Source organism: Vibrio sp. PID23_8, assembly GCF_003584965.1.
Taxonomy (GTDB): Bacteria; Pseudomonadota; Gammaproteobacteria; order Enterobacterales; family Vibrionaceae; genus Vibrio.
On the sequence record NZ_LIXE01000005.1, the window covers coordinates 183,856 to 209,481 of the forward strand.

The following is a 25,626-nucleotide window of genomic DNA, read 5'->3' on the forward strand; positions in this document are numbered from 1 at the left end:
TTCTCATTGCCCACAAACAGCCGCTTGTTCATAATCAAGCTCACATCACTAAAGACGAAATCTTGCTTTTCTTCTTACCGTTTTGCGAGAGGCGCAATTTTCTTTTCGTAAGAAAGCACTCACCGTCTGTTTTATAACAAGGTCATTTACAATGTAAATTTCACCAGCAGTCAATCTCTTGGGACGGAGTTACCGTAATATAAAAAAAGAGGATTTACAGTGTAAACCCTCTCCTTCTTTCGTTTACCTTTACAGTGTAAATTTACACTTAATCGTATTTACACTGTAAATTTTTGAAAGCAATTTTTTAATTCTTGACGAAATTTCTGCTCAGCTTGTTTACGGCCAGAATACCCAAACTGTTTCGCGCATTCACTCCAATCTTGAGCAAAAAATACTTTAGCAATAACAAAATCAGATACCGCCTCAAGCCCATTCAGAAGTAACCATTGCTGAATCCAAACTGAAACAGATTCATAACTGTTCCCACCTTGGGTATAGCAAGAAATCAAATTAAGCTTGATAGGATGCAATTGAATGCCACCAAAGGGATACCAAAATAGAGCGCGAAATAGTGCAGGTTCTAATTTTGGATAAACCTGATTCGTGGTCGAAGAGAGAAGCTCCTTGTACAACATCTCCGCTTGTTGAATCCAAGGTTGGGTTGATGGACCACACGACCTGACCATTAACAACGAATAACACCCACTCGCCGCATCACGCATTGTACCCAAACGAATCGCTTGATAACCCGACTTCTGCCAGAAGTGGATCAACTCCTCAGTCGCACCAAAACTAGTGGAGAGATAAGAAATGTGTGGGGCGAGCGACTGTTCGAATTGTTTCAAAATAGACTGGCCAATGCCATTACCTTGCAATTTGGGATGAACCGCAATACGCATAATACGCTGAGTTGAAAGCTTCCCAACTTGCGGGTAGCCCAGTTGGTTAACAATCGTAATTGGCGCTAAATGCCCTTTTGGCCGACGCTTCCCAAGCTGAACATCACGAATCAGTTCATCATCAAGATTACCTTCTTCTACCGTGAGCACGACACCAATAATGTGCTCTTGTTTTTTTGCAATATGAACCTCGCAACTTTCGTCTTGCAGCAGGTGAATTAAATCATTTGGGGATGTCTGATAGTGGGCATTAACCAGTAGAGCAAAACACGCATTCAAAACGGAAGGATTAGAAACCAACTCGGATTTGCCGACTTTGGACAATAAGATGTCATCGTTTTTAACCGCGTCGATATCTGTCAACTCAGCGTTCAACAAAAACGCCTGATACAACCACGACTCTAGTTTGTCGTTTGCAGACCAACGGATCGGTTGTTGCAGATGGCAGGTTTTCATCCCTGGTCTTTGCGTGTTTAACCACTCAACAAACTTAAGTGTGAATCCTCTTCCACAACCTTCATAACCATGTATCGTGCTAGAAAACACTAAACGATGATAGTGAGCGGTAATTTGTTTGAGCAACGGCACAGGAATAGCAGCGGCTTCATCAATCAAAAGTAGATCGCAATCCGGCAATGAAGATAATAAATCATCTGGCGCGACAAATTGAATGTAACCCAAGCCTATTTCTAATCTGTCTTTCTTTATGCGTTGTGCGCTCTCAAGCAAACGCAATGCATGTTGATAGACGGGTTCGACCGCTTTAATCGAAGGCGCTGTAAGCAAAATTTTCAACGGTTTCTGCTGAAGCAGTCGCGCACAAGCCATTCCTAATGCACTGCTTTTTCCTCGCCCACGATCGGCCGTTAGTACGATCGGTCGTTTGCGGTGCCCATTCACGACATTCTCAACAAGAGAAATCGCTTTGGCCTGTTCGGTATACTGGGTTTCTCTTGGTGTGTGAGTAAACGGTGGGAGTTTGGGTAGTGGATGATTTTGTTCAATAACCACCAACTTCTGCCACTGAATTTGCATCCACCGCTGCGCTTGATTCATTATCTCTTGCTCTCGAGTAACAACAATCAGCAAACCTCCACCAACTAACGCACCCAGAGATGCAGTAAAGCTGTTCGCATCAAACTCTTCTCTCGCATCAAATAACAATACGTCGCACTCTCTCCCAAGTAACATATTGCCCTGTTTCGAGTTTACGCAAAGGGCATCATCCAACCGCCAATTCCCAACACAGAACCATTGTTCTTGCTGTGTTGGTTTTTTAGTTTGATAAAAAAACGAAATCAACTCATCTTGCCAAGTTGCATCACCTTGAAGAACCACACCAGTACGCTGAAAAGCGAGTCGAGATTGAAACTGCAGTTGAGAAAGGAATTCAGATTGTGCGTGCATAGCGTCTATCCAATATTGAACTGGCGCCATGTTATCACATCTTTGTTAAGCCGTGATTCATCACAAGCGGGGAATTAAAAGACATAAAAAAACCGCCCTAGGGCGGTTATTAATAAAAACAATCTATTGCATTTTACTTTGTACAAACGCTAAGATTTCTTCGATCAAGCTGTCGTCGACTTTCTTAAGGTGCAATGCCAAATTGCTGCCTTTACGACTGTAGCTTGCGCGGCCTTTAACTAGCTCAACCTTATCCGCCTTTTTGCTCGCTTTAGCTGGTGATAATTCTGCAATCCAACTTTCAAGGCTTTCGGTCACCTCTTTGGTCAAACGAGCCACACCTTGAGCGCTACTGCGTTGCCATAAGAACCCTTCAGAAGTACGACATTTATCAAGCAAATCTTGTTGATGTTCAGGTGCGAGCATCGAGAATTGTTTATGCAGTTTTACAATTGTTGGACGACCAAGATCACCCACATTAGGGTAAGCTTGTAACAACTCACGAGGTAAAGATGCGGCTTTCAATGCACCACTGACCAAAGCTTCACTGCACTGGAACATCTTTGCCAGTGCTTTTTGGTCTTCCGCTTCGCCACTTTCTAGCTTAGCTTGCATCTCTTTGCCTTTCTCATAAAGCGAGAGTGGTTTGTGTGCATTCGCCACGTCAGAAAGAAATTTGGCATGGCTTGTATTGATACCTTCACCAACATAAACCAAGAAATCCTTTCTAGCCAAAATACATGACATACGACGACGACTACCGTCGAGAACTTCTATTTTTCCATCCGCTGTACGACGACCAACAGCAGGGTACTGTTGACCACGTTCTTTCAATGTCGCCAGGACATCCGAGAGAGCATGCTCATTCAAGAATGATTGTTCACGAGCATTCTCAGCAAAAACCGTCGTATCCGTTGCCACTTTATCTGCAGGAATACGGACCAGTTCAAACTGAACAGTACCCTCACCTGCAACAGCAAGTTCAATCACTTGCGCTTTGTCTTTTGCCGCGGTTTGCGCCTCTTGAGGTGTCGCGACACGACGCTTATTGGTTTTACCAAATAATTTTGCGTTTAATTCAGACGTTTTCAATGCCATTTACTAATTACCCTTGATTCAATGACGGCCAGTTAGAGTGCAATACCCTTTCAAGTTCAAGCGCGCTCTTATGAACCGCATCTTGTGCTGTCGCGAGCGTTTTCTTACCCCCTTCGAAATCACTTACCGTCAAATCAAAAACCGTACTGTAAGTGTCAGCACAAGTTTCAAATGCACGGCTACGTGGGATAGTGGCCATCATAACTTGGTCACCAAGAAGATAGTTCATTTCAGTTAAAACCGAAACTTGCTTCTTATTATCGTCTTCAAACATTGTCGGCATCAATCGAACGAATTCAAGACCATTCCAATCTTCAGGGAACATCTCGTAAACCGTTGGCAAGTGCTGGAAAAAGTTTACCGTTGAAGCCCAGTCAAGGCGTTTTGCCGCACATGGAATTAATAACGCGTTAGACGCGTACATCGCATTCCAAACCAATGGGTCAACGTGTGGACCAGTATCAATCATGATCACATCAAAATCATTGGAAATCTTGTCAATCAACTGCTCTTTTAGCAGACGCACGATGTCCAACGACGGGTCTTCTGACAACGTTTGCCACGCTTCTGCGTTAAACATAGCGTCTTCTGGAAAAGCAGAAATCGACTTCAAGTTCGGGTATTGCGTCGGTAACAATACATTTTTGTGTAGGAATTCTCGATCGATTTCCACACCGTCGGGTACGTTACCCAGCATAATATCAACTGCTGAGTAGATATTGTCATGCTCAGCCACACTAATTTGTGGGTTTAGGAATAAACGCAATGAACCTTGAGGATCAAGGTCAATCAAACAAATACGGTAGCGATTATCTAAGTTAAGCGCTAAACATGCCGCCAAATGCACCGCTGTCATCGATTTTCCCGTACCGCCCTTTTGGTTCTGTACGTTAATGATCCACGGTTTGTTATCCAAGTTTTTTTTACGCTCATGGAATTTTGGCACTTCCGCCGCATCCATTAGCATGTGAGCTTCTTCTAAAGTAATGGAATAATGGTTGGCATTATTCTTTGTAAATTGATGGCCTTCTGCTTCCATTTTACCGATAGCTTCATCCAGCTTACGGCGTGTTAAACCTGAGCGGGTTTCCATCATTGCTTTAGACATTGGTGGGAAGTAGTTGTCACTTCGCTCTTCCAAAACAATCTCAATACGGTCAGCTTGAACTTGTTGCGTCAGTTCCGCTAACTCCAGAAGATTTTCAATCGTTTTTTCTCTTTTCATGCCAAATTCCGTTGGAAAGATATCTGGGCTCAATTGTACAGCACAGCAATCAAAAAACAACAAAAAGGTGCACAAACATTTTGAACAACAATCACATAAAAAATAGTTACAAACTTCTATTTTATGTTTTAAATGTAAAAGCATGACGAATCTTAATCAAAAATCTTCGAGTAAGACATCGAAACTTTGAATGAAACAAAAATGTCACACTGTCACTTATTTACAATGTAAATAGGTCATATTCCCGGAACGATTATAACAGTGACCTAAATTACGGATAATGTGAAATGAACCTAATCTAACTTTAATGAAAGCAAAGTGACGCATGCATCGAACCTTGATCATGTGTCCAATGTGATTTACGTTAGAAAGCTCAATTTACGAGGGAAGAATGATCAAGGATTATTCATGATCATGCTTCCGATAGTTAGGTTAATTAAGAAAGCATGATCAAGGGACATACCATCCAACCTACATCCAGACGCTATATTTCGTTGAGATCAATTTCTCGGAAAAATGATCAAGTGAATTTACACGCCGGAAGCATGATATTTATAAGATAACTTACGGTCGAATGCAGATAGACCGGGGGCTAAAGAGATAATGAAGAGAGAAAACACGGAACGATGGAAAAAGCGATCTCAATGATGTGCAATACAACTATCATGATCATGCTTCCGTTCATTTGCTCATAATGCGTTATCAACAATGAAAGAACTGAAAAACGGCAAACTTTTCAACAATTGGATAATTTCCACTCGATTCGTTCAAACGAAAGATGAAATAGCATTCTCTTGATCATCGTTCCAGGTATAAAACACGCTTACACACAACGCAACGGGGTAGGTTCATTCCAATCAATGACGGAGTTCTGTGGATAAGTTGTATAAATGTCATGATCATCGTTTCGAACCTATTTTGATCATCTTTTCAGAGTTCCAATGATCATGCTTACGAGAGTTTATGATCATGCTTTCCTTATTGTGTTGATCATGGTTTCGATAAGCGTATGATCATAGTTCCGAAGCTAATAAAAAAATATCGTATATAAACAAGGAATTGCACACACAAATCCGTCCAGATCATTAGATCATATAATCAATTAAGATCAGATTAATCAAAAAGATCAGTTAATTAAAAACAAAGAATTTTTCTTTATTTATGATCTATTTTTCTTTATCCTTCGGAAACATAGCAAAACTACGGCTAGTGAGATCTGGATCTAAAATGAGCTCTGATGAAAAAGTTCTGATTAAAGCGCCTAGAAGCCATAAGGATGGGCACCTTTTTGAAATTCACGAATCTTCGACAGATTGGGTTGAGCAATACCAATATTTCAAAGGGGTAACTAAAAGTATCCTAGAGTTGCTTAATCTGATTTCACTTCGAGGCTTCAGTAGCAAAGATGGATTAGTGTCTACCACTGAAATTGTCGAAGCAACAGACGGTCAATTGACTCGTGCGGCACTTCAGCAACGTTTGCGAGCAGCTGTTAATATTGGGTTGTTTACGCAAACGCCAGTTCGTTTTGAGGAAGGTTTGGCTGGCAAAACGATGTTACATAAGTTTGTGAATCCGAATCAGCTTATCTCAGTCCTAGGAGCCACCAGCTTAGTGACAGAAAAAGTTCGGCAAAACGAGAAGCAAAAGCGCTCTAAAGCGTTAGCACAAACACAAGTCAATAAACGATTGTTGAATGAACATGGTTTAAATACCCCCCCAATGATGAAGGATGAAGCCGATCAATTTATCGTTTCACCAACCAATTGGGCAGGGATCATTGATCAAGCTCTCGCACCTCCTCGCACTCGCAAAAGCTACCAGAAATCTATGGTGTCGATCTCTGGCACCAAAGCGGTGATTGAAACTCGATCATCGAAAAACATCATGACGGTTGACGATCTAATGACCCTATTTGCGCTGTTCACGTTAACAGTGCAGTATCATGATCATCATAAAGATCAGTACCACATGGATGCTGCACACGTCCCCAATAAAACGCCGTTATATATCACCGATATTTTGTCCCTCCGCGGCAAGAAAGACAGTGGACCTGCGCGTGATTCAATTCGTGACAGTATTGATCGTATTGAATTTACCGATTTTCAATTGCATGAACTTACCGGTCGCTGGCTAAGTGAAAATATGCCAGAAGGCTTTAAAAGTGATCGTTTCCGTTTTATCGCACGAACCATTACAGCATCAGAAGAAGCCCCCGTTGAAGGCAGTGATGGTGAGATACGTATTAAACCAAATTTGTATATCTTGGTTTGGGAGCCATCGTTTTACGAAGAGTTACTGACTCGTGATTATTTCTTCTTGTTCCCGCCTGAAATTCTGAAACAGCATACTTTAGTGTTCCAGATGTACTCATTTTTCCGTAGTCGTATGGTGCGCAGACATACGGATTGTATGCTGCTGAGCGAGCTAAATCAGAAATTAGCGCGCAATATCGAATGGCGTCGTTTTTCAATGGATCTGATCCGTGAACTAAAACGCTTGTCCGATGGTAAAGGGACAGAAGATCTTTTTGTGGTGAATTTGTGGGGTTACCACCTCACAATTGAAACGATGATCGAGAACGGAAAAGTGGTGGATTACCAAATTGACATCAAATGTGATGTCGAAGAGGTACTTCGTTACTCCCGCGCGCGCACGACGAACGCTGGTAAACGTAACATGGCCCCTACGTTACCAAACCCACTTCGTAATGAGATGGTAACGAGACAACAACTAGAAGAACTCTCAGGTATCATTGATGGTGAATTTGAGCCTATTCAGCGCAAAGCACCATCTCCACGCGGTAATTTGGGTCGTCGTGTGAAGCAGAAAAAACATTTAGTAGAGATCAACGCTGATGAGATCACGATTACTCTCTCTAAATACACCTCTCCAGAGGCTCTAGAACGCAGCGTAATGGCTTTATCAGCAATGACAGGGCATTCCTATGCCTCGATCAAAGAAGAGTGTTCTGAGTTCATTGAGAAGCTTGATTGGTTAAGAGTTGGAGAAGAGCCACTACCATACGAAACATTGAGTAAAACGGTAGAGCTGTTTAACAATCAAAACGACGTGAAACATTTGACCATAGAACGTTTGATTGCAGGGTTAGCCGTTCGACGGAAAGTATGTCGCCAGATTTTTGATGGTCATATGGACGAGATGGTATTAAGAGCACTTGATGAGATGGCCATTTAATATGAATTTTTTGGATGTTTATTGAGTAATAAACGTGACGAATTGATTCAGAATGTAACAATGAATTGCACTGATGGAAATCAGACTTAACTCTAACAAATCAATGACATTATGGGTTGGGGCTCGGATTAATATTTATCCCGAATAGACAACCTTTTTGTCCTTTCTGATGATTAGATAGATTGGCTCATATTGTTACATTCATTCTGAATAGACTTCGCGAGTTTCTCCTCAAGAAACTCGCTTTTTTTTATCTGAATTTTGGCACTTAGAGCCACGAGAGCAACAAATTTTCACCACGTTGACAAACCAAATCATTGCCGATCAAGCCAGTATTACGAGGTTATATTTTATCTTGATCATTTTTCCGGGCTAATGACGTAATCTTAGATCATTTTTCCAAGCTTCATTCCAGTTCATTGCACGCATCAAAGCCACATGTGACTCGATCATCTTATTAGCATGTTGCTGCCACTTAGTTTGATCATTTTGTTGATTGCAAAACTCTAGCGCTAATACAGTTAAGTGTTGCAAACGCTTTAAGCACCAATCTTTAATATGTAGATCAGTCATTGATTGGCAAGCGGTTTGTTCAAGTTTAGCGCTCGCATACAGCAGGCTTTGATAAGCTTTTTGCTGGTCTTGATATCGAGCGTGTTGAAACACTCGGAGATAACCATCTAACCAACATGCGATTGCTTTGCTCTGTTGATCGGTAAGATCTGGCCCAAATACAGACTCCGGTGCTTGAGATAAGATCGTTTCTAATCTTTCAACTTGATCATGCTTCCTATTTTCGTACCAACTTGAAATGAGATCTTGCCAGCTTTTCAATTCCATTGTGTTACCTCAGTCGTTTGTTTTACCGAGTGGTTTATCCAATGTGATCCGCTTTTAGGCGAGTCTTTAAAAGAGTTTGGCTCATTTTGAGCAAAGTTTCCAAATGGGCTATGAAACATTGGCATGAGTGCTATGACGGTGGACGCTAAGTAGAGTTTGGCTTAGTTGACTGATGAGTAAGTGAGTTCAGTTACTGTTTGTCGTGTAGGTAAGCGTAAGCTTGTTAGGAAGGTTAACTGATGTGAGTGAGAGAATGGCAAGAAGCGTTGAACGTGAGCAGCTGTAAAAGGCATTGTTTGCTGTTGATAATAAGCAAAATGAGAGCTAGATCGGCTCACTTTTGATAGGGGAATCTTTCAAATTTAATCGTTAAGAATGCTTTTGGCAAAAGTTAAATGATGAATTTATTAACGACTTGATGAAAGGTCGGGAGTGGTCACATTTCCCCACAATTTTGCTTACCTCCGCATTTTGGGTTTGCTATAGATTACTCATCGAAAACATGGTGTGTTCGGAGGAAATATGTCCATTAATTCTATCGACCATGACGAGATGACCCACATCGCTCACAAATGGGAATTACCGGAAGAAGAAACCAATGTGAAGCCAGAGAAAATAGTGAAGTCAGCTGAAGCGAGAAGACGCATTGAAGCGCTACGTGAGATCCGTGAAAGCGGGTTGAGCATTGAAGAAGCAAGGGAACTTGGTCTGATCCACTAACTCTTACACAGGGGTATTTAGAACCATGGGGTAGTCATAGGACTGCCCTTTTCATTTTCTGACGTCTCCCTCGATTCATGTGGGAATACGCTCATGCTGCAAGGGGGAGACAAGTCCGATTTTCGCAATGATGCGTGAACGCTAAACTGGATAAATTCACCTACAAACACCAATAAATCTCCCCATCAAGAAGAAAGCGACTGGAATTTGATCAATATAAGTGTGTTTCACTTCTGCAAAGTTAAGTCCGTGTGTTATAGTACTCGACTAGTATTTAAAGTACCTTGAGGCTGTAAATGTCGTTCAACCTTTCCCTATTACCGCCTGACGAGAAGAACAGAATCGAACTTGATAAACAAGCATCGTTTCTGGTTTGGAAGCTCAGAGAGGCCAAATCTGGCCCTGAGGCGATAGAAGAACAGTTGTCTAAGATTTACGACGCTGATGAAAAAGCATTTTTTCAACAGTCAGTCGAGAAGTACAAACGAGTAATGGGTGTCGCGTAAAGCGGATCGTGGCTCTGGTGTGAACCACAGCGGCGAATGAGGTTGCCTCCCCATTCCTTTGCAGGGCGAAATGGAAACAGTTTCGCTTTTTGCTAAAATCCTTCGCATTAAAATTAAATTTAGAGAGACATCCCGATGGGAAGAAGTTTTGAAGTGCGCAAAGCCTCTATGGCGAAAACTGCAGGCGCAAAAATTAAAGTTTATTCCAAATACGGTAAAGAAATTTACATGTGCGCGAAAAACGGTGGCGGTGATCCAGACATGAACTTGGCTCTGAAGCACCTGATCACTAAAGCGAAAAAAGACCAAGTACCTGCACACGTTATCGAAAAAGCGATCGATAAAGCGAACGGCGGTGGCGGTGAAGATTACGCACCTGCACGTTACGAAGGTTTTGGCCCTGGTGGCACAAGTGTGATTGTTGACTGTCTAACAGACAACGGTAACCGTACTTTCCAAGACGTTCGCCAATGTTTTGTTAAGACAGGTGCGAAAATTGGGGTTGAAGGTTCAGTTTCTCACATGTTCGACCACCAAGCAGTGTTCCAGTTCAAAGGCGAAGATGATGAAATCATCCTAGAAACGCTAATGATGGAAGATGTGGATGTAACAGACGTTGAACTAGAAGACGGCGTGATCACGGTATTTGCACCGCACACTGAGTTCTTCAAAACGAAAACTGCACTTAATGCGGCATTCCCAGATCTAACGATCGATGTTGAAGAAATTACATTCGTTCCTCAAACTCATACGCCAGTGGCGGGTGAAGACGCTGAGAAATTCCAGAAGTTCCTAGACCTTCTAGATGACTGTGACGACGTTCAACAGGTATACCACAACGGCGAACTATAATTTGATTCTCCAGTTGTAAAAAAGGCTTCCCTCGGGAAGCCTTTTTTGATCGTGTTACTTGTCTTCTCTGTTGTGACTCGCGTTTAGGTGTTGCGGTATTTGGAGTAACACAGCGACATGATCACGCCAAAACAGATACCTTGAGTCAACATGGCGGTACCACCATAACTGAAGAATGGCAGTGGGCTACCCATTACCGGTAGTAAGCCGCTGACCATGCCTGTATTGATGAATGCGTACAGGAAGAAGCTCATCGCCAGTGCGCCACTCACAAGGCGACCAAAGAAGTGCTCAGATTGGCACGCCAGCAGCATCACCCGCGCGGTAATGAACAAGTACAGTGCTAACAACACCGTACAGCCAATAAAGCCCCATTCTTCTGCATAGGTTGAAAAAATGAAGTCAGTATGGCTTTCTGGAATAAAGCCTAATGTGCCTTGGGTGGCGTTCATCCAGCCTTTGCCTTTCAGTCCGCCAGAACCAATCGCAATCAGTGACTGAATGATTTGGTAGCCCGAACCAAGGGGATCGGATTCTGGATTTAAGAACTGAGTAACACGGCTTTTTTGATAAGACTCCATGACAAAGAACCACAGAATAGGTACTAGAGTCAGAATAGTGACTACAAAGCCACCAATGATCTTCCAGCTCATCCCTGCGAAGAACAAAACAAACAGCGCATAGATTACTGTGAATATCGCACCATCTAAGTCGGGTTGCAGGGCTATCAAGCCCGAAGGAATCAAGGTGATCAATAAGCACAGAGCGATTTTGCGAACATCGGGTCGCCCGCCTTCAATGTGTAGCATCCACGCGATCATGATGGGGATGGACAGTTTGATCAGCTCTGAAGGTTGGAAACGGAAGAATCCGATATCAAGCCAGCGCTGAGAGCCATTGGTGCTGTCACCAAACAACGCAACGGCGAGCAATAAAGCCACCGCCACAAGGTATAGATACGGGGCAGAACGCTGGTAAGTGCTCGCTGGAATCGATGACATTACTAAAATACACATGAGTGTGAGTGCGCAACGTGCAAGATGTTTAAAGAGCATTGCTTCGCTAAAACCACTGGCACTCCAGAGAGTGAGTGAACTGAGAAGCATGAGCGGAATGATCGCCAGTAATAATGGCAAATCAATCCTAGGAAAGAAACGCTTGTTCATTTTCTATAACCTAATAACGCCCATGTGCGAGGCGAAAATAACAGAACTCTGCGAGTTCAAACTAATCCAATGCTAAGAATCCAATTCGGAAGTAACAGACACGACGCAAAGGTGTGTAAAGGGGAGGGGGCGGCACCGTCTGTTTGGATAAGCTGACTAGGAAAGTCGTGGACGGATAAATACACCAGCCTGACGTTTTTCGCCACACTTTTTATAACAAGGATGTGTATTTTATTCTCTTAAGGCTTAAGAGAGAGGAGGATTACCAAGAGTACAACGCTGCACTCTTGGCTTGGGGGATTATTTTGTGGAGCTGAATACAGGTTTATGTGTGAGGTGATGTAAGGCATACAAGATGAACAGCGTTACAGAAAGCTCCCAAGCACGCAGGAAGGTACTTTCTAAACCAAGGTCACTACTCGTCATATCAATCTGAATAGGCAGCATGGCACCAAACAGAACGTTGCAGAGATGATGTCCACAATCATCAAGAACGCCTCACCAAGACCAATCAACGCCAATGAGATCGCTCGGCTTTCAAACGTGACTGGTTCTTCCTTAAATACTGGTGGCTTGCCTTCACGTTCAACAGGGAACAAAGTCACCATGGTGATGTGCTGAGCAAATACCACAATCAGGATCCAGTTAAAGGTTGGCATTAGCATCTGGCCTTTTTTTAGCCGGGGTGGTTGCTCGGCAGCGCATAAAGTCGAATAAGTACAGACTAATGGCCAAACCACAAATGGATGCAGTAAAACACTTCGGTTACCACCAACGCCGCGATCGCTGCCAGTAACGCTGGCAGCAAGGTACGAATCAGACCAAACCAAGAGTCGTCTTTGTTCTTTGTCATGATGATGGTTGGATACAGCGTCAGATAAACTGGAGAATCGAAGCTCCACAAACGCCGCAATACCCTCAGTGGATCAAAGCGACGCAAGGGGAAGACATTCATCTGATCGCCACATCTGACGTGTTGTACTTCAAAGCAGAAGAAAAATTCGTTTTCGTGTATGCCCAACAAGGACAAGGCAAAGTGCAGGAGTATTTGATTAGCACATCGTTGAAAGAGTTGATAGGGCGGCTTAACCCCGAACAGTTCCGGCCAGTGCACCGTTCAAGCGCGGTGTAAGTTTATAAAATTAAAAAAGTAAAAAGTAAACAAAGACTTTAGTGGAAGAATGTTTGTGCACGTTGGAGAAACTAAGCTCTCTGTGAGTCGTGCATCTCAACGTTTGTTTAAAGGGATGCAATCACTAGAGCTGCTCACGCTTTACACTGTAAACTCGCAGCTCATTTGCTTCAGCAACTAAAACAAAAAGCGCTTAAGTCATAAGACGTTAGGCGCTTTTATCGATTTATAGTGACGATGTCTCCGAAGAGGCGAATGTGCTTATTCGCTGATCGTCACTTTCTCAATAATGATTGGATCGCATGGCACATCATCGTGACCAAGTTTAGAGGTCGTTTTCACTTTCGCGATGCGTTTTACGACATCCATACCCGCGGTCACTTTACCAAACACCGCGTAACCCCAGCCTAGATTGGTGGTTGCTGTGTGATCTAGGAAATCATTGTCTTCTAGGTTAATGAAGAACTGTGCCGTTGCAGAGTGCGGTGCGTCAGTACGTGCCATTGCGATGGTGCCAACAAGGTTCTTTAGACCACGGTTTGCTTCATTCGCGATTGGCGCACGCGTTGGCTTTTCTGCCATATCTTCAGTGTGACCGCCGCCTTGGATCATGAAGCCGTCGATAACGCGATGGAAAATGGTGCCGTCGTAGAAGCCATCTTCACAGTATTTTTTGAAGTTCTTTGAGCTAACTGGCGCTCGTTCTAGATTCAGTTCAATCTCGATGTCACCGAAATTGGTGGTCATGATAATCATCTTTTTTGCCCTTATGGGTGCTAAGTTGGCGGCATTATAACTAAGTCGTTTGAGGATAGCAGAAATAAAAACAGCAACGTTTTGGCGTCGCTGTCTTTTACGGTTTCGAAGTTATGTCGATCATTTGCGAGAACAAACACCATTGCTACAACGAGAGGTGCCCGTTAACCAATATGAGACTCGGTAGCGGTTATTGGCGAACTTGAGGTAAAGCCAGTCTGCAGCAGGTTTGAAAATTCGCCAACGTAGCGGGGCATATAACCAACCCTGACCAACCAATTGCCATGCGCGATAGGTGACATCCAGCCCAAACAACAGTTCACCTTTCTCGTTGAGAGCATGCAAGATGTTGTTGGCTTGCTCGGGATCGATTTGCGGATAATCGGCGAACGTTTCACTGTAGATGTCGACGGTTTTGATTTGCTGCTTGGCATCGCGTTGTTTTAGCGCTTTCATCTCTTTGGCGCATAAGGGACAAGTGCCATCGTAAAATACAGTCAGTTTGGTCATGGTTGAGCTCATCGTTGGTTGTTCTTTTCTTTTTTACGCGATTATTTTTCTTTTAGTTCATTGTCTTGCAAGTAATGCGGCCAATTATCGCGGATGTTGCCATCATTGAATTGGAAGAGTTCTTTGCTATTGCGCCAGTAACCCCTGTCAATTTCATCGAGCAAGGTACCATTGATAAACGGTTCCTCCCACAAATCTACACTTGGGATGAAGCCAAGTTTGAGTCGCTTCGCGTTTTTATCTGTAGCAATGATATTGGGTAGTTGATCATTGCTAGAGCAAACTATGAAAGTGGCGAATATCACTGAAATGAGGAAAATTTTCAGCGATATGTTATAATCTCGCTCCGTTGTAATGATAACACTTGTTGCAAGCTTGATGATTTCCCTGGATTTGGCTCGTTTTAATCACCATGAGTCAGAGTACTACGATGGGAACAAGCAAACCCAGATGCTAGAGCGCCATGTTAGGCACTCTATTCGTTATGACGGGAAGAAACGTTGCTCAATAGTCATTATGATCACTTTCTGTTTAAGTCAGGGAGCCCGATAGCGGTTCAGAAAAGTGTCACTCGGACATACTCACAACACGATACCCATCGCGACGTACCATCATTTTTGTCGATGCTAAGGGCATAGAAGGAGCTGAATAGGCTCCTTTTACATTTTAGGGCTTGCGGATAGCGCGTAAATCAGAACATCGCTTAACGACCGTCCCTGGAACTAGCCTAAGGCGCATTAACACAACCTTTTGAGTATTTTCGTAGAAATATAGCGAGAAAATTTGCTATTGAACTAAGGTTAAACTAACACTCAATCATTACGGAGGATGAAGAGAACAATAATAAGAGGCGATATGAATCATTTAATATCTGTGGGCGCACTGGAGTCCTTTTTGGTTGCAATCAGTGTGCTTTTCCTAGGGCATTTCATTAATGCCAAGCTACCGATCTTAAAGAAGTTCAACATACCTGAGCCGATTGTAGGTGGCTTGCTTGTTGCCTGTATCATTACTGCTCTTCATTTCAACGGTATCGACTTACAGTTCGACTTGCCGTTACAAAATACATTCATGCTGATGTTCTTCTCGACGGTCGGTTTGGCAGCAAATTACACTCAGTTAATGAAAGGTGGCGCGAAGGTTTTCATTTTCTTAGCCGTTGCCTCGTTCTACGTTATTATTCAAAACGGTGTCGGTGTGTCATTGGCTGCGGCACTGGGGTTGGATCCTCTGATGGGGCTGATCGCGGGTTCGATTACGCTATCGGGTGGTCACGGTACAGGGGCGGCGTGGTCACAGACTTTCCAAGATGTGTATGGACTTCATAATGTGTTGGAAATCGCCATGGCATCGGCTACCTTTGGTTTGATCATGGGCGGTATCATCGGTAGTCCGGTGGCACAGCGTCTTGTAGAAAAAAATAATCTTGAATCGGAATATGGTCGCGGCTCTAAGACTCACGAGAAATTTCCAGAATTGGTGACGTACAACGAGTACGAAGAAGATAAAGTTACCGCTAAAAAAGTGGTCGAGAAATTGTTCTTCCTATTGATTTGTGTCACTGGCGCTAAGTACGTAGAGCAGTGGGTGAGCACATTCGAGATCCAATGGTTGATGATCCCTGATTTCGTGTATGCGTTATTCATTGGTGTGATCATTACAAACTTCTTGGAAGTCACCAAGATTCGTAGTCTGGATGCAGAAACCGTTGATATGTTAGGTACGGTATCGCTGTCTTTGTTCCTAGCGATGGCATTGATGAGTCTAAAACTGTGGAACATCTTTGACTTGGCGATCCCATTCTTGGTGATTCTTGGCATACAGTCGGTGATTCTGGCAATCTTCACTTACTACGTCACCTTCAAGGTGATGGGCAGCAACTATGACGCAGCGGTGATCGCTGGTGGTCATTGTGGTTTTGGTTTGGGTGCGACGCCAACGGCGGTCATGAATATGGGCTCTATCGTTAACCGCTTCGGTCCTTCACCACAGGCGTTTATGGTGGTGCCGATTGTTGGAGCGTTCTTTATCGACATCGTCAACTTAATCATTCTACAGGGTTATATTTCATTCCTTGGGTAGACTGAGACCAACCTAAAAAAACGGCTACAACACAAGTTGTGGCCGTTTTTTTATTTTTTAGATTATCCCCAGCTTAGGTTAAATCACCGAACGGTTCGGCTAAACTTGAGGTTGGCGGTCCAAGCTAACATACCCAAAAAAGCATAAATGCCGATATTCGTCCATCCCGCCTCTTGGATGGTCGCCAATGGATGCGGCGCAATAATCGCGTACAAAGGGAGATAGAACATTTCAGAGAAGAACTGATCTAAGCCATGGTAACCAAATAGAGCAATGGGCATCCAACGTAAGGTGTAAATTGCGATGAGCATGATCACTAGTGGCGAGTTTACTTTCTGAGAAATGGCCATTGCGGTTAATGCAAACGGTAACAGCAGAATGCCAGCCAGCGTCATACGCAGAAGAAATTCAACCCAATTCAACCACACATCACTCAACGATGCTTGATGGAATAGTGATGTTAACTGGTGCTCAGTGGAGAACTTCAATAACCACAGCATGAAATCAGCGGTAAAGACCAAGGTGGAACAGACTAACGGGATCACCAGTAAACCAAACGTTAGCTTCACTAGATGAGTTTTAATATCGCTGACTGGCATGCTACGCCAGAACATGATGCTGCCCTCTGAACGCTCTTTATGTAGGGTTCTCGGGAAGTATTGAGTGCCAAGCAGAATGGATATCAGACCCACCACGCCCGCGATGAGTCGGTTAATGTCATCGCCGAGGGCTATGCTGAACTCATCTGCGTCACCACTAAAGCTCATTTGAAAAACGAGGTTGTGCTGCAGGGGAGTGTTGTTCATGACGCCAACAAACAGTAATAGGCTGCAGACAAACATAAACAGAGGTACACGCCAGACGAGAGGGTTCTCTAACCACTCTTTGCGTAACATGGCGACAGTAGAGCGCATCATGATACTTCCTTCTGTAAGGCTAAAAATAGATCCGCTAACTTAACGTCACGAACTTCGCCAAGTCTTTCCGCTTGTTCGGCATACTTTGAAGATAACAGCCATTTGGTGGCACCGAGGCATTTTTGTGAAGAGAGTGGCTGCATCGCTTCAATTTGTGCGCGGTGTTCATCGCGCGCTTCCACAATGAGGTAATCTTCACTTATCGTATTCATCGACGATTGTAGAATCGTACGTCCTTGCTTAAGTATCAGCACGTCTGTTAGCAGATGCTCAATCTCCGATACTTCATGACTGGTGATGATCAATATGCGCTCGCCACCTTGGATCCATTCCGATAAGTGGCGATAAAACGTATCACGATAGACTAAGTCCAAACCCAGGGTAGGTTCATCCAGAATGAGAATTTGTGTGTTGGTGGCAATCACTAACGCGAGATGCAGTTGTACCTTCATACCTTTCGACAGCGCTTTAATACGAGTCCGTGACTTGATATTGGTTTCACGTAAAAGCGCATCGGCTTTATGGCGATTGAAACCTGAGTGGACACCTTCGGTATAGCTGAACAGTTGTGCGACCGTCATCCAATCTGGCAATACACTGACATCTGATATGTACGATAAGTTTTGCATTACCTTATCGCGCTGCATAATAGGCTCATACCCGTTGATTCGAATGGTACCTTGATATTCGAGCGCTCCCAGCAGGGCATTGATTAAGGTCGATTTACCAGCACCATTGTGACCAAGAAGCCCTAGTACCTGGCCTGCTCGCAATTCAAAACTGACATCTTGCAGCGTTTCACCTTGCTGCCGATATTGCTTGGAAACATGTTTTACACTGACTAGTGCACTCATTAGAGACCTTTAAATAGTTGAGTGGTTGGATGAATTTGTTGAGTGACGAGTACGTCAGGCCCTGTTTCTACTCTACTCGTTTATTATCTACAAGTAGATCATAGCTTTTACGTCCTAAAGGCACTTTAGTTTTTTGTCTGACGTGATCATTTTGTTGTACGTACTCTTCTTGATTAAGGGAAAAAGGCTTTCGATCTTACTTGGGGATAATCGTTTGTATTCGGCGAAACAGAAGAAAGTTGTGACGTCAATTCCGGGTTTTAGCGGCGCTGTGTCTTGTATGAAGACGCACCTCTTCTCATCGGTTGAGAAGCGATGCTTTCTTAATCATTTTATTATCGAAGATTGATGCTTTGTGCTTATTTATCACTGGGTGAGAATTTGCATCAAGTCATGTTAGTGCATTTCTTATTTGTTGAGAATTCAATGATTCTTTACGGTAGCCAACAGAATATTCAATAGGCACTCTGACCTGCCTAAATGCCGCTCAAATGATGAGTTGTTACTCATCGGATGAGAAAAAGGAAGCAAAGAGGTTTTATGAATCAGGTCATTTCTGTCGGCCCACAAGAGTCGTTTCTTGTCGCAATCTGTGTGTTGTTCTTGGGTCAGTTTATCAACACCAAATTGCCAATTTTGAGAAAGTTCAATATTCCCGAACCCATCGTTGGTGGATTGATTGTCGCTTGCGCGATCACGATGATGCATTTTAATGGTGTCGATTTGGTTTTTGACCTGCCATTGCAAAATACGTTCATGTTGATGTTCTTTGCAACGGTTGGTTTGGCTGCGAACTATACGCAGTTAATCAAAGGCGGCGCGAAGGTATTTATCTTCTTAGCGATCGCTTCAGTTTACATCCTTATCCAAAACGCGGTAGGCGTGTCTTTGGCGACCGCATTGGGGTTAGATCCCCTAATGGGTTTAATGGCTGGTTCTATCACGCTCTCTGGTGGCCATGGTACGGGCGCGGCATGGTCGCAAACCTTTCAGGACATGTATGGTTTACACAACGTGCTTGAAGTCGCCATGGCATCTGCGACGTTTGGTTTAGTCGTTGGCGGTATTATTGGTAGCCCAGTAGCGCAGCGTTTGATTGAAAAGCGCAACCTTGAGTCGGCATATGGTCACACCAACCAAACGCATGAACGTTTCCCGGAGTTGGTGACGTACAACGAGCACGAAGAAGACCGTGTGACTGCAAAAAAAGTGGTCGAGGGACTCTCAATCATTTTGTTGTGTGTGACGGGGGCTGGTTACGTTGGCGATTGGGTAGGCTCGCTAGGTATTAAATGGCTGACCATCCCCGATTTCGTTTATGCATTGTTTATTGGCGTCGTGATCACCAATACTATGGAAGTGACCAAAGTGCGCAAAGTGGACGTAGAGACCGTGGATATTCTGGGTACCGTTTCTTTGTCACTGTTCTTAGCGATGGCGTTGATGAGCTTGAAGTTGTGGAATATCTTTGACCTTGCGATTCCGTTCTTGATCATCTTGGCGGTTCAGTCGGTGATTCTCGCAGTATTCGCTTATTACGTGACATTCCGTGTGATGGGTAGCAACTATGACGCAGCGGTGATCGCGAGTGGACACTGTGGCTTTGGCTTGGGTGCTACGCCAACGGCGGTAATGAACATGGGGTCGATCGTCAACCGTTTTGGCCCGTCGCCACAAGCATTCATGGTGGTGCCAATTGTCGGGGCGTTCTTTATCGACATCGTGAATCTAGTGATTCTGCAAGGTTGTATCTCTTTCATCAAATAAACATCCTGCACTTACATAAAAAGCCAGTCGTCACCGACTGGCTTTTTTTGTGGCCTCTTGGCAATCTATTCTATTGTTGCTTCAAGCAATGAAATCAATGCGTTAATATCAAGATTGACACCATCAACAGCTGCAGGAGGCATGAATCGTGTCTGAAAAAGTATCGACATCGGCATTAGCAAAAATGCGTAAGATAGAAGTGAAGCTGTTGTTTGCCGATCTGAAACGTGCTGGTTACCTTGTTCGCCAAGGTGACAAATGGACTTTGACCGAAGAGGGCGCCAAATTCGGCGGCGAGTATGTCGATCACCCTAAATTTGGACAGTTCATCGTTTGGCCGATCAACTTGCACATAGAACTTGCCATCTCCTCTGGTAAAACCTACAGCGCGACACAACTTGGTGACAAACTAAATCTTAATGCGAAGCGAATGAATCAATTACTGAGCGAATTAGGGTGGATTAGCAAATCTGAAGAGGGATGGATTCTGACAGAGGCTGGAATACGCGCTGGAGGGCAACAGAGAGCCGATAAAGCGTCACAGAACACCTTTGTTGTGTGGCATGATGTTGTATTACGTAACAAGCGATTGAAGCAGTCTGTGGTGGAGTTTTTAGGTCAAGATGCGGAGTCCCATGCTACCGATAAGTCCTATTCCAGCTTTCGCCAAAAATTTGAAGCCAAGCACCGCACTTTGGATGGTCACTATGTGCGTTCCAAAGGTGAGTTACTGATCGACAACTGGTTGTATCTGGCGGGTGTGGTGCACGCTTATGAACGTCAGTTGCCGATTGACCAAGATGTGACGAGTGACTTCTATTTGCCCAGTGGCAAAGTTTACTTGCAGTTTTGGGGCAGTGATACGGGCGAGATGTCCGAAGCTGAGCGAGAGAAGATCCGCGTGGTTTATGAGCAGCACTATTTTAACCTGATTGAGGTTGAATCGAGTGAATTAGACAAGTTGGATGAGGTGTTGCCGAAACGTTTACGCTTGTTTGGTATTCAAGCTTATTAGCTTTTCATTTTAACCCTGCCCAGAAACGAAAAAACCCGTGAATGTTCACGGGTTTTGTATTTTTAGCGCTTATCTCAGTGTAACCCTAGGGATTAGAAACCTTTGATATTTTCCGCTTCTAGCTCAGAGAAGTACTTAACAGTTTTCACTTTTAGCTCTTGTTGTGATGGCTCGTCACAAACGATTACCGCTTTAGGGTGAAGTTGAAGTGCAGAAACCGTCCATAGGTGGTTTACACAACCCTCTACTGCTGCTTCTAGAGCAAGCGCTTTGTTGTGACCAGTTACTAGGATCATCACTTCTTCAGCGTCTAGTAGCGTGCCAACACCGATAGTTAGTGCGTATTTAGGAACTTGGTTGATGTCGCCATCGAAGAAACGAGAGTTCGCGATACGAGTGTCTTCCGTTAGTGTCTTGATGCGAGTGCGTGAAGACAGAGAAGATGCTGGCTCGTTGAATGCGATATGACCGTCGTTACCCACGCCGCCCATGAATAGGTTGATCTTGCCGTATGACTTGATTTTATCTTCGTAGCGTTGGCATTCCGCTTCGTGATTTTCAGCATTACCATCCAGTAGGTTGATGTTTGCTTCTTGGATGTTCACATGGTTGAAGAAGTTGTTGTACATGAAAGAGCGGTATGACTCTGGGTGATCTGCAGGAATACCGATGTACTCATCCATGTTGAAAGTCACAACGTGCTCGAAGCTTACTTCGCCAGCTTGGTAAAGTTCGATCAGTGCTTTGTATGTTGCTAGAGGAGTGCCACCAGTAGGTAGACCCAGAACGAACGGACGCTCAGCTGTTGGTTTGAAATCGTTGATGCGCTTAGCGATGTGTGCTGCTGCCCACTTGCCAACTTGTGCTGCTTGAGCTAACGGGATAAGTCTCATTTTGTGCCCCTAGTTATTGGAATTTAAGATGTTTTGAAACATTAATTCGCATTATAAAATAAGTGGTAAGGAACTGCTATTGTTTTAGGTCAAAAATTTGCTTTTTCTTTAACCAGTGCGGTTTTTGTCAGCAGTTTTGACGTTTGCCTATGTTTTATGTTCTATGCGATTGCGCCATGAGGTCGTTGGCGAATAGGTAAAATTTAGGCCTTGAATTAAGTTTCTTCAAGTCGCCTTAAGGTGTGTAGTTCAGCTCGAATGATGCCGCTTGCGGGAGTGACTTGTAGAACTCGTAGCCCTAAATCAAAAATCGTATTTGAAGAATTGATTTTTTTGCTGAGAACACCGCAACAAGTGCAGAATCTAAAAGGGGAGTTTGTAAAGTATGATCTCGCGCATACCACAACATGGCGTGGCGTTATTTCCTTAACCATACTTAGGTTGTGTAGACTGTTGAGGGGCTTGCAATGAAAAATGAAATAGATCCGGCTAAAGTGCTACAGGCTTATGAATGTGTGATGAATAACGGTAGTCCGACTGAATTTGGCAAAATTTACGAAGGAATCGAAGCGTTTTCTGATTATGATGGTTATAACGTGTTTCTACGAGGTAATGGGGTGGAATTGAAGATCGGGTTTCATAATACTTACCGTTTGGAATACGACCAAGAGCATTTGAAAGAGAGCTTTCTGAAAAAAGTAGCGATGCTGACTAAGTAGCATCGAGAGTTTTGTGGGATACAAATAGAAAAAGCCCTTAAGGGAGACTCCTTCGGGCTTTTTGAGAAGAACTGTTTTTTACGTCATTCTTTATAGTGAATGATTCTTCGGTCAAGCTAAATTAGCTGAGGCGGGTTTTATTCTTTTAATCGTCTTCAGCCAATGTCTCTTCTGCATAGTCGTCAGTCGCTTCAGGTTTGGTACGGCCATTAAGCGTATGGAATCTCTTGCGACCACGAGCAAGTTGGGTGTATTTCAACCAAGTACGCTCTATTTTCGTTTTTGCTTTGCCTGGGTTTTCGAGAACTTTAACGAAGTGTTTCTCTTCGTTATTCTCTGGTGATAGCTCGCCAGACTCCAAGCCGAGCATAGTATCCCCATAAATTGTTAGGATTTCCTCTTCTGAAAGAGTAAAATCGCCAGACTTTGCAAAGCCGCGTGGGAATTTGACGTTGTCGTAAAAACGTTTTTTGCCATGACGAAATTCAGTGTCAGACATATCAACAGCCTCTGTAACCGTTATTGATGAATGTGGTGAATTACGGCAAAAATTAGGCTCAAAGTAAAAAAAAGAAAAACAAAATTTTTTTGTCGTCACGATTTTAATTAGTTGTTAATCTGGTTTTATATTAACCAGGAGATGGTTTATGGATGTAAAGGTCTTTCGAACATTTTTAGAGTTGGCAAAGGTTCGGCACTTCGGACGAGCTGCTGAAAACTTATATATTACGCAAGCGGCAGTGAGCGCTCGAATCAAACAACTGGAAAGTTATTTTGATACACAGTTGTTTATTCGTGATCGAAATAACATTAAATTGACCTCTGCAGGTGAGCGTTTAATTAATTATGCGGAGGTTATGGTCACCACATTGCAGCAAGCCAAACTTGAATTGTCGCTAGAGGACGGTAAGGCCTTACAGCTGACCATGGGCGGTACGCCAAATATTTGGGATGCGTATTTGCAAAACTGTTTAAGCGTTGTCACGGATTCATTTGGCGGTTACGGTTTTATGGCCGAGGTGATGGGGCGTGAGATGCTAAGTCGTAGTTTGCTTGAGCGTACACTCGATATGGCGTTTGCTTTTGACCAAATTAAAGCGGATGAGCTGAACTGTAAAAAAGTTGCTGATGTGGTATTGGTTTTAGTGTCCACTCAGGCAGATTCGATTGAAACGGTATTTGAAAAGAAATACGTTTATGTCGATTGGGGCACACGCTTTGCGTCAGAGCACGCAGAACGCCATCCGAAGATCCCTGCGCCCTACCTACGCACTTCGACCGCTCGTATTGCTCTCGATTTCGTATTAGAGAAAGGCGGTAGCGCTTACCTACCAGCATCACTTGTAGAGCCGTTTATTATAAACGGTCAGCTTCATAAGGTGACGGGTGTTGACAACTGGTGTCGACCTATCTATTTAAGCTACCGTAAAGCGAGCTCGTCGGTAGAGGCGATTAAACAGGTCGAAGACATCGTAAAAGAAATTGATCCGTTGACCGCTTACAGCTTGCAGCAAATCGCAGAATTGCCAGTAGACGAATAGTGCTGGTTATGTGGCGCAAAAAAATCATAAAAGCCCTTTAGTGTTTTGCGAGAGGGCTTTCTGTATTGATGCTATATACCCAAGTCATTCTTGCTGAACCAAGCATTTCGAGTTTACTTGGGTATATCCACTAAATCAAAAGTTACGGCAAGTCAAAGACCAGTGCAGTGGCAGGCCAAGCAGAATCATTGCGAAACGTCACCATATCTTGCTTTTCAACTTTAGCGCCATCTCCGCCCGACAATGAGGTATTGTCGATTTCCAGTTCTCCTTCGACTTGATGTACATATAGATTTCTTCCGGATTGGATGCTAACGCTGAGCTGCGAGTGCGGTGGTAGAATTAATTGGTGCAAACTTGCATCTTGTTTGATGCGCAGACTATCGCCTTCTCCAGTGGGCGTCACAATGCTGGTGAGCCCTGACTTACGACTAAAATTCTTTTGCTGATAGCTAGGCCTATTGCCAAATGTGTTTGGCTCAATCCAAATCTGTAAAAAACGTAGCGTGCTAGTATTTGACGCGTTGTACTCGCTATGATAAATCCCTGTGCCAGCCGACATCAGTTGGAATTCACCTGCGGATAGTGTTTGAACGTTACCCTCACTGTCTTTGTGCGCAATCTCCCCTTCCAGTACATAGCTGATGATTTCCATATCCTGATGACCGTGTGTATCGAACCCGGCGTTAGGTTGTACGATGTCATCATTAATCACTCGCAATGCAGAAAAACCCATATGCTGTGGATCGTAATAGTTGCCGAAAGAGAATGTGTGTTTGCTGTTTAGCCAGCCATAACTCGCACGACCTCGGTCATCGGCGTGCCTTACTGTAATCATAATCGTCTCCTCGCCTCAGTTTGGCGCAATCTCATGGTTCCGTTAGTGGAGAGTAAGGACTCCCTTGTTATTCTAATCAGTGTAGGAGGGGCTGACGTAAGAAAACATCGTCGCTATTCGATGTTCTCATTCAAAAAACTCGAACACGTTACTTATGTCGGCGCTCGGTTAGCCCGGCACGCTAGAGGAATGCGGTGCAATAAATCCATGGTTTGGAAGAGATTGATCGTTTGGTGGTGTGAGTACTTGGCATCATGTTTTGATGAAAAAGAACGCCGCGAACGGCGCCCGTTGATATTCAACTGATGGAACTGGGAGGCTTAAAGGTTCATTAAGCTTTCAAGCGAAGCCTCTACGCAGTTGTAGTGGTAAGTTCTGATCTTCTCACCATCCGTTGTGTTGATTTGAATCTCTGAAATTTCCTTATCAGAGTCGCGCTCAATGATTCCTATCGAGTGCTCTACCGATTTGCTAGTAATCACCTTTTGATTTTTTAGTACAATGACGCAAGTGTGTAAGTCCATGCCAATTCCTTTTAGCTGACGTTGTTGTGTTATTCTGATTCTAAATTTAGTGCACAGATTCACTAATGCAAAAATTTCTCAATATTGATTTCCGAAAATGGCTAACTTGCTTTAACGGTACGTTCTAAAATCAAGTCATGTCTACTCAGCCAATGGAAGGGCTA

Annotated in this window: 23 protein-coding genes and 2 pseudogenes; 11 read left to right on the plus strand and 14 right to left on the minus strand. The window is 43.7% G+C overall.

Features of this window, described 5'->3' with window-relative positions; genetic code table 11:
- Nucleotides 1-278 precede the first annotated feature (278 nt).
- From AK966_RS11160 to AK966_RS11170, 3 genes are all read right to left on the minus strand, one after another.
- The gene (locus AK966_RS11160; protein WP_119464158.1) at nucleotides 279-2,309 is read right to left on the minus strand and encodes a tRNA(Met) cytidine acetyltransferase TmcA; all 2,031 of its coding nucleotides are present in this window, start codon (nucleotides 2,307-2,309) and stop codon (nucleotides 279-281) included.
- A gap of 123 nt (nucleotides 2,310-2,432) precedes the next feature.
- Complete coding sequence (locus AK966_RS11165; protein WP_119464159.1) at nucleotides 2,433-3,407, minus strand: ParB/RepB/Spo0J family partition protein; 975 nt, start codon at nucleotides 3,405-3,407, stop codon at nucleotides 2,433-2,435.
- 7 nt (nucleotides 3,408-3,414) lie between these two features.
- Nucleotides 3,415-4,632, minus strand: a complete 1,218-nt coding sequence (locus AK966_RS11170) for an AAA family ATPase (protein WP_099078449.1) — start codon at nucleotides 4,630-4,632, stop codon at nucleotides 3,415-3,417.
- Between the two features lie 1,227 nt (nucleotides 4,633-5,859).
- Between AK966_RS11170 and AK966_RS11175 the strand changes: the two genes are divergently transcribed.
- Nucleotides 5,860-7,830 carry a replication initiator protein RctB domain-containing protein gene (locus AK966_RS11175; protein WP_099078448.1) on the plus strand — a complete coding sequence of 657 codons (1,971 nt, stop codon included), beginning with the start codon at nucleotides 5,860-5,862 and terminating at the stop codon, nucleotides 7,828-7,830.
- 372 nt (nucleotides 7,831-8,202) lie between these two features.
- Here the strand turns inward: AK966_RS11175 and AK966_RS11180 are convergent, their stop codons facing one another.
- The gene (locus AK966_RS11180; RefSeq protein WP_099078447.1) at nucleotides 8,203-8,670 is read right to left on the minus strand and encodes a transcriptional regulator; all 468 of its coding nucleotides are present in this window, start codon (nucleotides 8,668-8,670) and stop codon (nucleotides 8,203-8,205) included.
- A gap of 522 nt (nucleotides 8,671-9,192) precedes the next feature.
- Here AK966_RS11180 and AK966_RS11185 point away from each other — a divergent pair.
- From AK966_RS11185 to AK966_RS11195, 3 genes are all read left to right on the plus strand, one after another.
- Nucleotides 9,193-9,390: a hypothetical protein gene (locus tag AK966_RS11185; RefSeq protein WP_119464160.1), complete on the plus strand. Its 198-nt coding sequence runs from the start codon at nucleotides 9,193-9,195 to the stop codon at nucleotides 9,388-9,390.
- Nucleotides 9,391-9,686: 296 nt separating this feature from the next.
- A complete protein-coding gene (locus AK966_RS11190; RefSeq protein WP_099078445.1) occupies nucleotides 9,687-9,896 on the plus strand; it encodes a DUF3283 family protein in 210 nt (69 codons plus the stop codon).
- A 135-nt stretch (nucleotides 9,897-10,031) separates the two neighbouring features.
- Entirely contained in the window at nucleotides 10,032-10,748 is a 717-nt protein-coding gene (locus AK966_RS11195) for a YebC/PmpR family DNA-binding transcriptional regulator (protein ID WP_099078444.1), read from the plus strand.
- Nucleotides 10,749-10,831: 83 nt separating this feature from the next.
- On the opposite strand, the gene rodA is transcribed toward AK966_RS11195, so the two are convergent.
- Together rodA and AK966_RS11205 are read right to left on the minus strand one after the other, a co-directional pair.
- Entirely contained in the window at nucleotides 10,832-11,914 is a 1,083-nt protein-coding gene (gene rodA, locus AK966_RS11200; protein ID WP_099078443.1) for a rod shape-determining protein RodA, read from the minus strand.
- Between the two features lie 300 nt (nucleotides 11,915-12,214).
- Nucleotides 12,215-12,869 (minus strand): annotated as a pseudogene (locus tag AK966_RS11205) (DUF2955 domain-containing protein).
- On the opposite strand from AK966_RS11205, the pseudogene AK966_RS11210 reads away from it, so the two are divergent.
- Nucleotides 12,801-13,164: pseudogene (locus tag AK966_RS11210) on the plus strand (LytR/AlgR family response regulator transcription factor); the annotation flags it as partial. The pseudogenes AK966_RS11205 and AK966_RS11210 sit on opposite strands and share 69 nt — an antisense overlap.
- Nucleotides 13,165-13,307: 143 nt before the next feature.
- On the opposite strand, the gene AK966_RS11215 reads toward AK966_RS11210, so the two are convergent.
- Nucleotides 13,308-13,802 carry a peptidylprolyl isomerase gene (locus AK966_RS11215; protein ID WP_099078442.1) on the minus strand — a complete coding sequence of 165 codons (495 nt, stop codon included), beginning with the start codon at nucleotides 13,800-13,802 and terminating at the stop codon, nucleotides 13,308-13,310.
- Nucleotides 13,803-13,922: 120 nt separating this feature from the next.
- Nucleotides 13,923-14,312: a thiol-disulfide oxidoreductase DCC family protein gene (locus AK966_RS11220; RefSeq protein WP_119464199.1), complete on the minus strand. Its 390-nt coding sequence runs from the start codon at nucleotides 14,310-14,312 to the stop codon at nucleotides 13,923-13,925.
- 74 nt (nucleotides 14,313-14,386) lie between these two features.
- Here AK966_RS11220 and AK966_RS20155 point away from each other — a divergent pair, with 74 nt between their 5' ends.
- Complete coding sequence (locus tag AK966_RS20155; protein ID WP_253252658.1) at nucleotides 14,387-14,575, plus strand: hypothetical protein; 189 nt, start codon at nucleotides 14,387-14,389, stop codon at nucleotides 14,573-14,575.
- A gap of 592 nt (nucleotides 14,576-15,167) precedes the next feature.
- A complete protein-coding gene (gene gltS / locus AK966_RS11230) occupies nucleotides 15,168-16,394 on the plus strand; it encodes a sodium/glutamate symporter (protein WP_099078441.1) in 1,227 nt (408 codons plus the stop codon).
- A gap of 83 nt (nucleotides 16,395-16,477) precedes the next feature.
- Here the strand turns inward: gltS (AK966_RS11230) and AK966_RS11235 are convergent, their stop codons facing one another.
- Nucleotides 16,478-17,308, minus strand: coding sequence for a hypothetical protein (locus tag AK966_RS11235; protein ID WP_099078511.1), 831 nt, complete (start codon nucleotides 17,306-17,308; stop codon nucleotides 16,478-16,480).
- Nucleotides 17,308-18,165 (minus strand): ABC transporter ATP-binding protein, encoded by an 858-nt coding sequence (locus AK966_RS11240; protein ID WP_119464161.1) that lies wholly within the window; start codon nucleotides 18,163-18,165, stop codon nucleotides 17,308-17,310. Before AK966_RS11240 ends, AK966_RS11235 begins: the two co-directional genes overlap by 1 nt.
- Nucleotides 18,166-18,705: 540 nt before the next feature.
- Here AK966_RS11240 and gltS (AK966_RS11245) point away from each other — a divergent pair.
- Nucleotides 18,706-19,932, plus strand: a complete 1,227-nt coding sequence (gltS, locus tag AK966_RS11245) for a sodium/glutamate symporter (RefSeq protein WP_099078439.1) — start codon at nucleotides 18,706-18,708, stop codon at nucleotides 19,930-19,932.
- A gap of 148 nt (nucleotides 19,933-20,080) precedes the next feature.
- Nucleotides 20,081-20,947 carry a glycerol kinase gene (locus tag AK966_RS11250; RefSeq protein WP_099078438.1) on the plus strand — a complete coding sequence of 289 codons (867 nt, stop codon included), beginning with the start codon at nucleotides 20,081-20,083 and terminating at the stop codon, nucleotides 20,945-20,947.
- 92 nt (nucleotides 20,948-21,039) lie between these two features.
- On the opposite strand, the gene nagB is transcribed toward AK966_RS11250, so the two are convergent.
- Entirely contained in the window at nucleotides 21,040-21,840 is an 801-nt protein-coding gene (nagB, locus tag AK966_RS11255) for a glucosamine-6-phosphate deaminase (RefSeq protein ID WP_099078437.1), read from the minus strand.
- A gap of 467 nt (nucleotides 21,841-22,307) precedes the next feature.
- Here nagB and AK966_RS11260 point away from each other — a divergent pair, with 467 nt between their 5' ends.
- Nucleotides 22,308-22,559, plus strand: coding sequence for a DUF3081 domain-containing protein (locus tag AK966_RS11260; protein ID WP_099078436.1), 252 nt, complete (start codon nucleotides 22,308-22,310; stop codon nucleotides 22,557-22,559).
- A gap of 145 nt (nucleotides 22,560-22,704) precedes the next feature.
- Here the strand turns inward: AK966_RS11260 and AK966_RS11265 are convergent, their stop codons facing one another.
- Nucleotides 22,705-23,058, minus strand: a complete 354-nt coding sequence (locus tag AK966_RS11265) for a DUF413 domain-containing protein (RefSeq protein WP_099078435.1) — start codon at nucleotides 23,056-23,058, stop codon at nucleotides 22,705-22,707.
- Between the two features lie 148 nt (nucleotides 23,059-23,206).
- Here AK966_RS11265 and AK966_RS11270 point away from each other — a divergent pair, with 148 nt between their 5' ends.
- On the plus strand, nucleotides 23,207-24,100 hold the full coding sequence (locus AK966_RS11270; RefSeq protein WP_099078434.1) for a LysR family transcriptional regulator: 894 nt from the start codon (nucleotides 23,207-23,209) through the stop codon (nucleotides 24,098-24,100).
- Between the two features lie 142 nt (nucleotides 24,101-24,242).
- On the opposite strand, the gene AK966_RS11275 is transcribed toward AK966_RS11270, so the two are convergent.
- Nucleotides 24,243-24,938: a pirin family protein gene (locus AK966_RS11275; protein ID WP_099078433.1), complete on the minus strand. Its 696-nt coding sequence runs from the start codon at nucleotides 24,936-24,938 to the stop codon at nucleotides 24,243-24,245.
- Nucleotides 24,939-25,258: 320 nt separating this feature from the next.
- Nucleotides 25,259-25,462 (minus strand): hypothetical protein, encoded by a 204-nt coding sequence (locus AK966_RS11280; protein WP_099078432.1) that lies wholly within the window; start codon nucleotides 25,460-25,462, stop codon nucleotides 25,259-25,261.
- Nucleotides 25,463-25,626: the final 164 nt, after the last annotated feature.